We start from the raw sequence: 12,168 nt of genomic DNA, 5'->3' as shown, positions 1-12,168 counted from the left end.
CTGCCGCACCAAAAGCAAAAACCCCGGCTTGCCGGGGTTTTTTTATGCATCAGAACATGCTGTTGCCGCTGGCGGTCTTCTCCGGCACCGGCTGCGTCACGTCCCAGTGTTCAACGATCTTTCCGGCGCTGTCCAGACGGAAGATATCGACGATCGCCGCGGTCTTGCCGGCCTCGCGCCCGCTGACCTCCACATGCAAAATCACGAAGTCGCCGTCGACGAACGCCTGTTTCACCTCACTGTGCGAGTTGGGGTAACGCGTTTTCAGCAGCTCGACAAATTGACGAAAACCCGCCACGCCGTCTTTGGCGTTGGGGTTATGCTGTTTGTACTGTTCGCCCAAAAACGGCCGCGCCGCCGCAAAATCCTTGTTGTTCAGCCCCTGCCGATAAAACTCCAGCACGTTCTGCTTGTTGCGCGCTTCCTGCGGCGAATGCCCCGCCTGTGCAGCGCCGGTCACCAACAGCAGCGCCATCAAACAGCCTTTCATCATCGATGTCATCGCACACTCCCCTTATCTCATTGCAGCGCCAGGAACAGCTCGCGATAGCTGGCGGTCAGCTGCTCCAGCGTGGCGCGATTCAATCCGCTGGGATTGGGCAATACCCACACCTCGGTTTCTCCCAGCATCATCGTCTGCTTGCCCCAGGGCGCGTTTTTCACCCCGAAGGCGGTGGTGAACGCCTGCTTGCCCAAGATCGCCAGCGCGCGCGGCTGATAGCGCAGGATCTTCTCTTGCAGCGCCTCACCGCCGCTGCGCAACTCGTCGCGCGACAGCTCGCTGGCCGCCACCGTCGGGCGCGCCACCAGCGCGGTAATGCCGCAGCCGTTGTCCTTCAGCTGCTGCCACTGCTCCGGCGCCAGCTGGCTCGCGGTAAAGCCGGCCTGATGGATCACCTTCCAGAAGCGGTTGCTGCCGTTGGCAAAAGGATAGCCCTGATGGGCGGAAGAAAGGCCGGGGTTGATGCCGCAAAACACCACCCGCAGGTTGGGCGCCAGAAGTTCCATGAGTGTCGTGAGTCCATTGCAGGGATTTACTGCGGTTATCGCAAAATCCGCCAGCAATTACAACAGGCTAGAACTGCGCAGAAAAGCAACATACGGGCGGGTAACAGTAGACCGCCGCTTAAGGATTCCCTATAATCTCGCGGCTTGGCCCCTTAGCTCAGTGGTTAGAGCAGGCGACTCATAATCGCTTGGTCGTTGGTTCAAACCCAACAGGGGCCACCAAATTTTAGCTTTAAAATCATATAAAAAAGCCACTTTCCTCGAAGTGGCTTTTTTATTCCGTGCTCACAGTGGCGGCAAAATGGCGGCGGTAATGCCTGCATTCTCAGCTATCTTTCCCCTCTTAACCAGCCTATAGCCAGGCTAACCAGAAAGCCGGCAAAGAAGATCGCGACAGCCGCAGCGATAGATTTCCACCACTCATCAAACCAGAACAAGGCAACAAATGCCGCTATAGAGAACAGGCCAATGACTATGGACTCAGCCAAGTCAGCAGTTTGTCGGCCAACAAATTTAACGAACTTCACAAGAAAGGATTTTAGCCAGTTCATTGATTTTATTACTTAACGATAGGAAGTCATCATCACTTAACCATTAGTTAAAATCCAACCGCTGGCTTTTGATTGATCTATCCGCTATCGGTCGCCTCTCACAAGGCTACACAAAGCAATAGTGACAAACACCAGTAACAGGAATATTGCCGCGCTCAGAATTCGTTGCCACCATTCGTCGAACCAGAACAGTGAGCCAAACGCAGCGACAGAAAATATCCCGCCCAAAATCGCTTCCACAAGGTGCGACAATCCTTTACCGAGCTTACTGCCCCAAGACTTTAGATAGCTCATGATTCACACCTTCACAGAACATTTTCGATTTGCTGGTATAGGCAACAAAGGGTTCAAGATACTCCTCCGCCAGAAAGTAGATCATGTCCAAATTTCGTGGCGTGAGCTTATGGTACGTTGAGGGATATTGTTCCCGCAAACGACGCGAAGAAACGGCGGCCTGTTCAATAATTCCTTGTAAAAGAATGATGTTTAGCCCAGCAATGGTGACACCTTTGAATACCCATTTGAAAAGTGTGCTGCCGATAACCTTTTTCAAAATATGGTGTGTGATTTGCTGAACCAGAATGAACTGCGTCCCCATACGTCCTGTAAGATAACCCTCTACATGGTTTAATTTTTGGCTTAGCACGGTTTGTGTTTGCAGATCCATCCGCTGATAGCAGTCACGGATAATCACCGCTATCAGCTCACGTAGCGGGGCTTCGATACCATAGCCGGCACGAACGACCTTGATGAACCGTTCCGTTTCGATTTCATTGCGGCGCTTAAGCCCTCGACCGCCGAGCCCTGCTCCCTGCCATGTCCTACGAGCACTATAGGCAATGCCCCTTGGTAAAGACTCTATTCCCTCAAGAATTCCTTGAGCTACGGCTTTCGCATCCATAACAATCCCTTATCAGCGCCCTGGCCGTACCCTATACTAACTTCGCTTAAAATATCAACACCCCTTTCATCCTAATGAAGGGCGCCCCTCGGCATAATGGCTTTTTTGTTTCCCGCCGCCGTGCCACACTTCTCTTTCGGCATGCCTGATTTATTCCGACTCAAAAGGATCCCGCATGATCGTCATCTGCGACCACGACAACCTCGACGCCTGGCTGGCGCTGCGCGCGGCGCTGTGGTCCACTTGTCCGTTGGAAGAGCACCGCGCGGAGATGCGCGAAATATTGGCTTCGCCGCACCACACCGCGTTTATGGCGCGGGGGCTGGACGGCGCTTTCGTTGGCTTTGCCGAGGTCGCGCTGCGCCACGATTACGTCAACGGCTGCGAATCGTCGCCGGTGGCGTTTTTGGAAGGGATTTACACCGTCGAACGCGCCCGCCGCCAGGGCTGGGCCGCGCGATTGATCGCACAGGTGCAGGAATGGGCCAAGCAGCAAGGCTGCAGCGAGCTGGCGTCGGATACCGATATCGCCAATCTGGACTCCCAGCGCCTGCATGCGGCGCTGGGCTTTGCCGAAACGGAACGGGTGGTGTTTTACCGCAAAACGCTGGGCTGATCAGGCGGCCTTGCTTTGCCGCTGATGCGCCAGCTGCTCGGCGCGCAGCAGCCTCTTCTCCAGTTCGCCCTCGCCAATATTGACCTTCCCCCCCTCATCCAGAGTGTTCGCCATCGCGCTAGCACCGAAACAGCAGCCGAATACGGCCGTTCATCGACACAACTCAATCAAATACAATCATAATGAGCATAATTGGTTCTATTTTGATTGGATTTGTCGCCTTGATTTATTTTGAAAAACTTATAATGGGGACATCACATACCCGCAGATACCGCTCAATAGAACAGGAGATAAGCTTTTATGAAACTGACCAGCCAAAGCTTTAAAGAAGGAGAGTTCATTCCCGGTGAGTTCGCCTTCGCTATTCCCGATGCCGCCAACCATGTTGCTTTATCGAGAAATCGCAACCCCCATCTGGCCTGGAGTGAAGTGCCTGCAGGCACGCAGTCTTTCGTGATCGTCTGCCATGATCCCGACGTGCCAAGCCGTGGTGATGATGTGAATCAAGAGCGTCGGGTTGTGCCCGCGTCGTTGCCGCGCGTTGATTTCTTTCACTGGCTGCTGCTGGATATTCCGGCCAGTACCGTGGAAATTGCGGCGGGCTCTCAATCGGACGGCGTAACGCCGCGTGGCAAAGCCGGGCCAAACGCCCCTTCGGCCTATCGCCACGGCACCAATGACTATACCGGTTGGTTTGCCGCCGACGAGCAGATGAAGGGGGAATACTACGGTTACGATGGCCCATGCCCACCGTGGAACGATACGTTAGTTCATCATTATATTTTCACGGTTTATGCGCTTGCTACCCCCGGTTTGGATGTACAAGGGCCTTTGACAGGGGCTAATGTGAATGCCGCCCTGGCGGAAGCGCCAGTGTTAGCCCAAGCGAGACTGACAGGCCTTTACAGCCTGAACCCTAACGTAGCATCAACGGCGAAATAATCGCATGAAGGAGTCGAATATGAGCCGGACCGGTTCCTTCGGATCAGTGCGAACCAGACGCAAGCCGGATGCGAAGCTTTTGCATTGGCACTCTCCGTCGGGGGCGCCGGTAGCGAGGCACCGCTTGTGCGGAGTGTGCCAGCCGACATTGAAACGCCAGCTGCACACGCCGCAGTTCGTCTTCCATGAAGCGACGGTCTTGCTGCTCGCGACGGGCCAACTTGGTATCACATCGGCTTCACAACATTTGTCTCTGGAGACCCCCGGCGAACTGCTCCTGGTCCCCCCCAATACCCGCGCAGATTTAGTCAAAACGCCGGGCGACATCGATCGGCCTTTTCGCTCGATATTCCTGACGCTGTCGGCAGAACTGCTGGATGTCTTTCACCGAACCCGGCAGGCTTCCCCCCCTATCCCCCCTAAAAATGACGCGTGGAAAACGCTGCCTCTGGACGAAGACCTGTCGGCAACGTTTTATCACGTGATTGAAAGCGTGGAAAAACAGGAAATCAGCGATATTCGCCTGCAATACCGCCTTCTGGACTTTTTGACCGCGCTGGCCGAACGGGGGCATGTTTTTACGCATTTGCCGTTGGATAGCCCATCACAGCGCCTGCGCACCTTGATTCTTGAGGCTCCGGAACAAAACTGGACGGCAGAAACAGCAGGAAAAACGTTAGCGATGAGCCCGGCAACGTTGCGGCGGCGCCTTGCCGCCGAACAGACACGCTTCGAAGATTTGCTGATAGACGTCCGCATGCATCACGCCATGATGTTGCTTCAAACCACCCGATGGGATATGACCCGCATTGCAGAGGCCTGCGGTTACAAATCCAGATCGCGTTTTAGCGAACGCTTTCAAAAGCGTTTTGGTTACGCGCCTTCCGCCATCCGATAAAACGCCGGGCTGATCAGGTGGCCTTGCTTTGCCGCTGATGCGCCAGCTGCTCGGCGCGCAGCAGGATCTCCTGCAGGTCGTCCTCATCGATATCGAACAGATCCCCCTCCATCAGCGCCTCGTGCAGATCGGCGCGGGTGATGGAAACGGCATCGATCGGCAGATTGGCCGGCTTGGCCTCCGCCGGCGCCAGCGCGTGCGGGTAGCGCCGCCCGGCCAGGTTATTGAACAGAATGGCCAGCGCCGCCAGCAGCACCGAGTTCAGCAGCACCGGATACAACACGAAGTGGTAGCCCATCTGATGAATGCCGGGGCCGCCGAGGATGGCGGTCAGCGCCACCGCGCCGCCGGGTGGATGCAGGCAGCGCAGCTTGAACATCAGGCCGATGGCCGCCGCCGCCGCAACGCCGCAGGCCAGGCCCGGATCGGGGATCAGCAAACCGGCGCTAACGCCCACCGTCGCCGCCAGCGCATTGCCGCCAACGATCGACCAGGGCTGCGCCAGCGGGCTGTTGGGCACGCCGAACAGCAGCACCGCCGAAGCGCCCATCGGCGCGATAAACCACAGGTTCACCTCGCCCAAAATAAAGTGGCTGATCCAACCGGCGAGCATCAGCCCCAAACCGGCGCCAACGCTGGAAATCAGCATCTCTCGTTTGCCCACCGCCAGCGGGTGCGGCCACAGGCGCGCGCATCCCACTTTCACTCGTTCTATCCACTGCGTCTTCATGTTACCCAATACGGCTCAATTCACGTGTTGGCAACAAATATATCACATCATCCTGAAGGAGCTCACGGCGCCGTAAACCGCGCCACCCAAGAACTTTTAGGCTAACAGATTGATTTTTAGCCTCCCCTCGACAATGATGAATGTTCCCCCCTTAACCCCCGAGGAACCGCCGATGTCTCAACCGATCACCGAGCTTTATACCGACAGTGAATTTTTCAGCCCGTACGCCATGTCCGCCTTTGTCGTGCTGACGGAAAAAGGCATTCCGTTCACCCTGAAGCCGGTGGATCTGGCGAAAGAAGAGAACAAAGAGGCGGCCTACGCGGCGCTGTCGCTCACCCGCCGGGTGCCGACGCTGGCGATCGGCGAGTTCCAGCTCTCGGAGTCTTCGGCGATCGCCGAATACCTGGAAGACATCCACCCGGCCCACGCCGTGTACCCGCGCGACGTGAAGCTGCGCGCCAAGGCGCGCGAGATCCAGGCCTGGTTGCGCAGCGATCTGCTGCCGATCCGCGCCGAGCGCTCGACCGAAGTGGTGTTCAACAGCGGCAAGTTCCCGCCGCTGTCCGAAGCCGCGCAAGAGGCCGCGCGCAAGCTGATCGCCGCCGTGGAAAAGCTGTTGAGCCACGGGCAGGACAATCTGTTCAGGGAGTGGTGCATCGCCGACACCGATCTGGCGCTGATGCTCAACCGGCTGGTAATGCACGGCGATCCGGTGCCGGAGCGCGTGCGCCACTATGCGCACAAGCAGTGGCAGCGCCCGTCGGTGCAGGCCTGGCTGGCGTTGTCGGAAAAACAACGCGCCTGAGGAAAAAAATCGGCGGCCACGACGCCGCCGTTCTCAATGCCGAGAAACAACATCACTGCTTGAGGGAAGGCAAATCACCATCCAGAGGGCAGATAGCCTAACAATGAAGCGATGGCGTATACCGCGCTGGCCAGGTACAGCAACACAATGCTGATCTGCAGCAGCGGGTGCGTGATCCAGTTGCACTGCCAGCGCGGGGTCTGGTCGCCGTGTTTGCGCGCGCCGCGCAGGATCAGCATCGGCATGATCGACAGGATCACCCCGCTGAACACCCCGGCGAAGTAGAGCGCGTTGACGAACGACACCAGCCCGCTGTAGGCCAGCGCGAACGGCGGCACCACCACCAGCAGCAGCACGCCGAAGCGGCGCAGCGGCAACTCGTCGTTGCCCAGCCGGAACTTGTCGAAGATATTGGTCAGGAAGCTGCCGCCCAATCCCCAGTACGAGGTCAGCATCGCGCACAGCGCGAAGATGTTGGCGGAGAAGAACGCCCACTGCCCCAGCGCTTGGCCCCAGGAAATGGTGGCCACGTCGGAGATGTCATCCAGCCCGCTGAGCGCAATCACCGACATCGGCACCGCCGCCAGCAGAATGAAGGTCACCGCCATGCCGACGATGATCGCCTTCGGCAGCTGCTCCGGCTTATCGGCAAAGCCGCGCGCCATCTCCGGCACGATGTACTGCGCCGAGAAGCAGAACACCACCACGTTGAACACCGGCACCATATAGCGCCAGTCGCCGTCCAGCAGGTTGCGCATCTGAGTGGTGTCTTTCAGCAGCGTCGCCGCCACCAGCGCGGTCAACATCACCACCATGCCGATGCTGATGAACTTCTCGCCGCGGCCGATCGCTTTCAAACCGAGATAGAGCACGCCGGCGGCGGGTACGAAGAACAGCAGGCTGCCCAGCGCCGGCGAGATGCCGAACAGCGATTGCAGCAGCTTGCCGCTGCCGGTCATGTAGGCGGTAAGCGCCCCGACGCTGTTGACGCACACCGAAGCGAACATCAACCAGGCGCCCAGGCCGCCGACGTAGCGCTTCGCCAGCCCGCTCAGCTGCAGATGCGCGCGGGTGCGCAGCGTGGATTCGGCAACGTACAGCATGGTGATGGTGGTCAGGCTCCCCACCAGCACCAGCCAGAACAGCAGCGGCAGGAAACCCGCCTTGCTGGAGGCATAGGCGATGGAGAGCACGCCGGCGCCGATGTTGGTGCCGACGATCATCGCCACCCCTTCGAGGAAACTTAACGATTTGGCGGGTGCAGGTGCTCGCACCCCGGCGGCAAGCGCCGGAGAAACAGAGATATTATCAGACATGCATCATCCTTTATCGCCCGGCGACGCTGGCCGCCGGGATGGGTTAACGTCCTGACGCTCAACGGCTCACATCGATACACAGGTATTTCAGCTCCAGATATTCTTCTATCCCGTAGCGCGATCCTTCACGCCCGAGCCCTGACTGTTTCACACCGCCGAACGGCGCCACTTCGTTGGAAATCAGCCCGGTGTTGATGCCGACCATGCCGTACTCCAGCGCTTCCGGCACCCGCCACTGGCGCGCGGCGTTCTGCGTGAACAGGTAGGCGGCCAGGCCGAATTCGGTGTCGTTGGCCATGGCGATGGCTTCCGCCTCGTCATGGAAGCGGAACAGCGGCGCCACCGGCCCGAAGGTCTCTTCTTTGGCGAAGCGCATCTTCTGCGTCACGCCGGTCACCACCGTCGGCTGGAAGAAGGTGCCGCCCAGCGCGTGCGGCTGGCCGCCGGTGGCGATCTGCGCCCCTTTGATCAGCGCGTCATCGATATGGCTCTGCACCTTCGCCACCGCATCGCTGTCGATCAGCGGCCCCTGAGTGGTGCCTTCCTGGCTGCCGTCGCCGACTTTCAACTGCTCGACCGCCGCCACCAGCTTCTCCGCCAGCCGCTCGTAGATGCCGTCCTGCACATAGATGCGGTTGGCGCACACGCAGGTCTGGCCGCTGTTGCGGAACTTGGAGGCCATGATGCCCGCCACCGCCGCGTCCAGATTGGCGTCATCGAACACGATAACCGGCGCGTTGCCGCCCAACTCCAGCGACAGTTTCTTGATGCTTGGCGCGCACTGCGCCATCAGAATGCGGCCGACCTCGGTCGAACCGGTAAAGCTCAGCTTGCGCACCACCGGGCTGTCGCACAGCACCTTGCCCACCTGCGCCGCTTCGCCGGTCACCACCTGCAACACGCCGGCGGGAATGCCGGCGTCCTGCGCCAGCTTGGCCAACGCCAACGCGGTCAACGGCGTTTGCTCAGCCGGTTTGACGATGATGGCGCAGCCCGCCGCCAGCGCCGGCGCCACCTTGCGGGTGATCATCGCCGCCGGGAAGTTCCACGGGGTGATGGCCGCGCACACGCCGATCGGCTGCTTCACCACCACCAGGCGCTGCGAAGCCTGAGGCGCCTGCAATACCGCGCCGTCCACCCGCTTGGCCTCTTCGGCGAACCAGGTGATGAACGACGCGGCGTAGGTCACTTCGCCGCGCGCTTCCGCCAGCGATTTGCCCTGCTCGGCGGTCATCAGCTGCGCCAGATCTTCCTGCGCGGCCAGCACCTTATCAGCCCAGGCCAACAGCAGCGCGGAACGCTGCTTGGCGGTCAGCTGTTTCCAGTCGTTTTGCGCCCGCTGCGCCGCCGCGATCGCCTGCTGGGTTTCCTCTTCGCTGACCAGCGGAATGCTGGCCAGCTCGGCGCCGGTGGCCGGGTTGATCACCGCTTCGCGCTTGCCGCTCAGGGCGTCGCACCATTCGCCGTTGATCAGACACTGGCTGCGCAACAGCTCGGGATTGTTCAATTTCATGCCGTTCGCTCCTTAGTGGGCCAGCGCGCGGGACAGGATGCCCATCGCCTTGGTGAACTGATCGTCCGGGATAGTCAGCGGATACAGGAAGCGGATCACATTGCCGTTCACGCCGCAGCTCAGCAGCAGCAGCCCTTCCTCCATCGCCTTCTGCTGCACCTGACGGGTGATATCGGCTGAAGGTTTACCGGTAGCCGGATCGTTGAACTCCACCGCCACCATCGATCCCTGCGCGCGCACATCGGCGATCGCCGGGCTGGTTTTGCGCGCCTGCTGGAGCACTTCCACCAGGTGCTGACCCAAGCGCTGAGCGCGCTGGCACAGTTGCTCCTCTTCAATCACGTCCAGCACCGCGTGCGCGGCGGCCACCGCCAGCGGGTTACCGGCGTAGGTGCCGCCCAGCCCACCCGGCGCCGGCGCGTCCATCACCTCGGCGCGGCCCGCCACCGCCGACAGCGGCATGCCGCCCGCCAGGCTTTTCGCCATGGTGATCAAATCGGGCTTAACGCTGTAGTGTTCCATGGCGAACAGCTTGCCAGTGCGGGCGAAGCCGGTCTGCACTTCGTCGGCGATCAGCAGAATGCCGTGCTGGTCGCACAGCGCGCGCAGCGCCTGCATGAAATCGGCCGGCGCCACGTTGAAGCCGCCCTCGCCCTGCACCGGCTCCAGCACGATCGCCGCCACCTGCTTGGGATCGATATCCGCTTTAAACAGGCGGTCCAGGCTGTTCATCGCGTCTTCGGTGGTCACGCCGTACAGCGCGTTCGGGTACTGGCCGTGGAACACCGAGCCGGGGAATGGGCCAAAGCCCAGTTTGTAAGGCGCCACTTTGCCGGTCAGCGCCATGGTCATGTAGGTGCGGCCGTGGAAACCGCCGCCGAAGGTGATCAACCCCGGGCGGCCGGTGTAAGCGCGGGCGATCTTCACCGCGTTTTCCACCGCTTCCGCGCCGGTGGTGAAGAAGGCGGTTTTACACGGATCGGCGATCGGCGCGCGCTGGTTGATGCGCTCCGCCAGCGAGACATAGCTTTCGTAAGGAACGATCTGATAGGCGGTGTGGGTGAAGGCCTGCAGCTGCTTTTCAATCGCGGCGATCACCTTCGGGTGACGGTGGCCGGTGTTCAGCACGGCAATCCCCGAGGCGAAGTCGATCACTTCTTTGCCTTCCACATCCCACAGCGTGGCGTTCTCTGCGCGCTCGGCGTAAAAACCACACATCACGCCCACTCCGCGCGGGGTGGCGTCCTGACGGCGTTGGTTCAATTCTGCGTTTTTCATGCTGTTCTCTCCGGTCGGTGCCAGTTACACGTTTCGTTCACATTCGTGAAACAATGCCGTTTATTTACACAGGATGTGGCCCTATAATCGAGTGCCAGTTACGAATAATTGAGGGATCCAATTGCGCTCATTGAGTGGTGATCTGTTGCTGCAACGCCTCGGCGAACAGCCTGATGACAAGCTGCACAAGCGGCTTTACAATGCGATCCGCACCAGCATTCTCGACGGCAGCCTGCCGCCCTCCAGCCGCCTGCCCGCCTCGCGCGATCTGGCGCAGGAGCTCAGCCTGTCACGCAACACCGTGTTAACCGTTTATGAACAACTGCTGGCGGAAGGTTACGTGTCGGCGCGCGCCGGCAGCGGCACCTTCGTCGCCGACACGGTGCCGGACAGCTGCCTGTCCACCGGCGGCGCCCCGGCGGACGGCAGCGGGCAACCGCGGCGCGTCGAGCTGTCGAAGCGCGGCGCCACGCTGCTGCACCACGCCAGCGCCAGCCCCAAACAGTGGGGGGCGTTCATTCCCGGCGTGCCCGACGTCAACGCCTTTCCCCATCAGCTGTTCAGCAAGATCCAGGCGCGCCTCAGCCGCCGCCCGACGCCGCAGCGGCTGACCTACAGCAATCAGGGCGGCAGCCCGGAGCTGCAGCATGCGTTGGTGGAGTATTTGCGGGTGGCGCGCTCGGTACGCTGCTCGCCGGAACAGATCCTGATCACTGAAGGCATCCATCAGGCGATCGATCTGGTGACGCGCATGTTGTGCAATCCGGGGGATGACGCCTGGATCGAAGAGCCGGGCTATTGGGGGATCCGCAATATCCTGCGCATCAATGCGCTGAACATCTGCCCGCTGGCGGTGGACGAAGCCGGGCTGGTGCCGCCGGAGCAGCCGGTCAACCCACCGCGGCTGATCTTTGTCACCCCGTCGCACCAGTATCCGCTCGGCTCGGTGATGAGCCTGGCGCGCCGCCAACGGCTACTGGCGCTGGCGCGCAACGCCGGCGGTTGGATCGTCGAGGACGACTACGACAGCGAATTCCGCTTTTCCGGCCAGCCGATCCCGGCGTTGCAAGGGCTGGAAGCCGATGCGCCGGTGATCTATATCGGCACCTTCAGCAAAACGCTCTACCCGGCGCTGCGCCTCGGCTATGTGGTGTTGCCGCCACCGCTGGTGCAGGCGCTGAAAACCGCCCATGCCGAGCTGTACCGCGGCGGGCACCTGCTGATCCAGAGCGCGCTGGCGGAGTTTATTCAGGCGGGGCACTACACGGCGCATATCCGCCGCATGCGGTTGCTGTATGCCCGGCGGCGCGCCTTCCTGACCGGATTGATCGAACAGCACCTCGGCAAGCAGGCGCTCAGCGAGTTCAACAGCAACGCCGGCTTGCACCTGATCCTCAACCTGCCGGACGAGGCCGACGACGTGGCGATCGCCGCCGCCGCCGGCGCGCGCGGGGTGCTGGTGCGGCCGCTGTCGCGCTACTACATGCTGCCCAACCGCCGGCGCGGCCTGCTGATGGGCTTTGCCTGCGTGCCGGAAGAGCAAATGGCCGCCGCCTTCACCCAGCTGCTGGCGTGCATCAACGCCCCGCACTAGGTCAGAGCGCCAC

General features: G+C 60.6%; 13 protein-coding genes and 1 tRNA gene. 6 read left to right on the top strand and 8 right to left on the bottom strand.

Going from position 1 to position 12,168, the window contains the following annotated elements:
• Window positions 1-49 precede the first annotated feature (49 nt).
• Both WFM45_RS16200 and mug read right to left on the bottom strand, forming a co-directional pair.
• Window positions 50-502, bottom strand: coding sequence for a nuclear transport factor 2 family protein (locus WFM45_RS16200; protein ID WP_015379099.1), 453 nt, complete (start codon window positions 500-502; stop codon window positions 50-52).
• 17 nt (window positions 503-519) lie between these two features.
• Window positions 520-1,008, bottom strand: a complete 489-nt coding sequence (gene mug / locus WFM45_RS16195) for a G/U mismatch-specific DNA glycosylase (protein WP_048325522.1) — start codon at window positions 1,006-1,008, stop codon at window positions 520-522.
• A 146-nt stretch (window positions 1,009-1,154) separates the two neighbouring features.
• Here mug and WFM45_RS16190 point away from each other — a divergent pair.
• Window positions 1,155-1,230 (top strand) — tRNA-Ile (locus WFM45_RS16190).
• A gap of 107 nt (window positions 1,231-1,337) precedes the next feature.
• On the opposite strand, the gene WFM45_RS16185 is transcribed toward WFM45_RS16190, so the two are convergent.
• A complete protein-coding gene (locus tag WFM45_RS16185; RefSeq protein ID WP_033651283.1) occupies window positions 1,338-1,559 on the bottom strand; it encodes a hypothetical protein in 222 nt (73 codons plus the stop codon).
• Between the two features lie 265 nt (window positions 1,560-1,824).
• A complete protein-coding gene (locus WFM45_RS16180; protein WP_049278768.1) occupies window positions 1,825-2,460 on the bottom strand; it encodes a hypothetical protein in 636 nt (211 codons plus the stop codon).
• Window positions 2,461-2,635: 175 nt separating this feature from the next.
• Here WFM45_RS16180 and aac(6') point away from each other — a divergent pair, with 175 nt between their 5' ends.
• The 3 genes from aac(6') to WFM45_RS16165 all read left to right on the top strand — a co-directional run bounded on the left by aac(6') (window position 2,636) and on the right by WFM45_RS16165 (window position 4,916).
• Window positions 2,636-3,076, top strand: a complete 441-nt coding sequence (gene aac(6'), locus WFM45_RS16175; RefSeq protein WP_336956432.1) for an aminoglycoside 6'-N-acetyltransferase — start codon at window positions 2,636-2,638, stop codon at window positions 3,074-3,076.
• Window positions 3,077-3,376: 300 nt separating this feature from the next.
• Window positions 3,377-4,018, top strand: coding sequence for a YbhB/YbcL family Raf kinase inhibitor-like protein (locus tag WFM45_RS16170; protein WP_033632033.1), 642 nt, complete (start codon window positions 3,377-3,379; stop codon window positions 4,016-4,018).
• 148 nt (window positions 4,019-4,166) lie between these two features.
• The gene (locus tag WFM45_RS16165) at window positions 4,167-4,916 is read left to right on the top strand and encodes an AraC family transcriptional regulator (protein WP_202963931.1); all 750 of its coding nucleotides are present in this window, start codon (window positions 4,167-4,169) and stop codon (window positions 4,914-4,916) included.
• A gap of 13 nt (window positions 4,917-4,929) precedes the next feature.
• Here WFM45_RS16165 and WFM45_RS16160 read toward each other — a convergent pair whose 3' ends face one another.
• Entirely contained in the window at window positions 4,930-5,646 is a 717-nt protein-coding gene (locus WFM45_RS16160) for an HPP family protein (RefSeq protein ID WP_156866319.1), read from the bottom strand.
• 172 nt (window positions 5,647-5,818) lie between these two features.
• Here WFM45_RS16160 and yfcF point away from each other — a divergent pair, with 172 nt between their 5' ends.
• Complete coding sequence (gene yfcF / locus WFM45_RS16155) at window positions 5,819-6,454, top strand: glutathione transferase (protein WP_085337173.1); 636 nt, start codon at window positions 5,819-5,821, stop codon at window positions 6,452-6,454.
• Between the two features lie 74 nt (window positions 6,455-6,528).
• Here yfcF and WFM45_RS16150 read toward each other — a convergent pair whose 3' ends face one another.
• Genes WFM45_RS16150 through WFM45_RS16140 form a run of 3 tightly spaced genes read right to left on the bottom strand, consistent with a single transcriptional unit; the run spans window position 6,529 to window position 10,561 of the window.
• Window positions 6,529-7,770, bottom strand: a complete 1,242-nt coding sequence (locus tag WFM45_RS16150) for an aromatic amino acid transport family protein (RefSeq protein WP_025160112.1) — start codon at window positions 7,768-7,770, stop codon at window positions 6,529-6,531.
• 58 nt (window positions 7,771-7,828) lie between these two features.
• On the bottom strand, window positions 7,829-9,283 hold the full coding sequence (locus WFM45_RS16145; RefSeq protein ID WP_021505087.1) for an NAD-dependent succinate-semialdehyde dehydrogenase: 1,455 nt from the start codon (window positions 9,281-9,283) through the stop codon (window positions 7,829-7,831).
• A 12-nt stretch (window positions 9,284-9,295) separates the two neighbouring features.
• Window positions 9,296-10,561, bottom strand: a complete 1,266-nt coding sequence (locus tag WFM45_RS16140; RefSeq protein WP_336956424.1) for a 4-aminobutyrate--2-oxoglutarate transaminase — start codon at window positions 10,559-10,561, stop codon at window positions 9,296-9,298.
• Window positions 10,562-10,682: 121 nt separating this feature from the next.
• Here WFM45_RS16140 and pdxR point away from each other — a divergent pair, with 121 nt between their 5' ends.
• Complete coding sequence (gene pdxR, locus WFM45_RS16135) at window positions 10,683-12,155, top strand: MocR-like pyridoxine biosynthesis transcription factor PdxR (RefSeq protein ID WP_336956422.1); 1,473 nt, start codon at window positions 10,683-10,685, stop codon at window positions 12,153-12,155.
• Window positions 12,156-12,168: the final 13 nt, after the last annotated feature.

This window comes from Serratia sp. KG1D, assembly GCF_037150675.1.
Taxonomy (GTDB): Bacteria; Pseudomonadota; Gammaproteobacteria; order Enterobacterales; family Enterobacteriaceae; genus Serratia; species Serratia nematodiphila.
The sequence above is the reverse complement of the archived record's forward strand: the minus strand, read 5'-3'. Positions and strand labels throughout refer to the sequence as shown.

Excerpts from the sequence above, each read along its gene's own strand:
- yfcF (WP_085337173.1), top strand. The coding sequence starts at position 5,819 with ATGTCTCAACCGATCACCGAGCTTTATACCGACAGTGAATTTTTCAGC.
- WFM45_RS16140 (WP_336956424.1), bottom strand. The coding sequence starts at position 10,561 with ATGAAAAACGCAGAATTGAACCAACGCCGTCAGGACGCCACCCCGCGC.
- mug (WP_048325522.1), bottom strand. The coding sequence starts at position 1,008 with ATGGAACTTCTGGCGCCCAACCTGCGGGTGGTGTTTTGCGGCATCAAC.
- WFM45_RS16170 (WP_033632033.1), top strand. The coding sequence starts at position 3,377 with ATGAAACTGACCAGCCAAAGCTTTAAAGAAGGAGAGTTCATTCCCGGT.
- WFM45_RS16145 (WP_021505087.1), bottom strand. The coding sequence starts at position 9,283 with ATGAAATTGAACAATCCCGAGCTGTTGCGCAGCCAGTGTCTGATCAAC.
- WFM45_RS16160 (WP_156866319.1), bottom strand. The coding sequence starts at position 5,646 with ATGAAGACGCAGTGGATAGAACGAGTGAAAGTGGGATGCGCGCGCCTG.
- WFM45_RS16185 (WP_033651283.1), bottom strand. The coding sequence starts at position 1,559 with ATGAACTGGCTAAAATCCTTTCTTGTGAAGTTCGTTAAATTTGTTGGC.
- WFM45_RS16200 (WP_015379099.1), bottom strand. The coding sequence starts at position 502 with ATGACATCGATGATGAAAGGCTGTTTGATGGCGCTGCTGTTGGTGACC.
- WFM45_RS16180 (WP_049278768.1), bottom strand. The coding sequence starts at position 2,460 with ATGGATGCGAAAGCCGTAGCTCAAGGAATTCTTGAGGGAATAGAGTCT.
- WFM45_RS16150 (WP_025160112.1), bottom strand. The coding sequence starts at position 7,770 with ATGTCTGATAATATCTCTGTTTCTCCGGCGCTTGCCGCCGGGGTGCGA.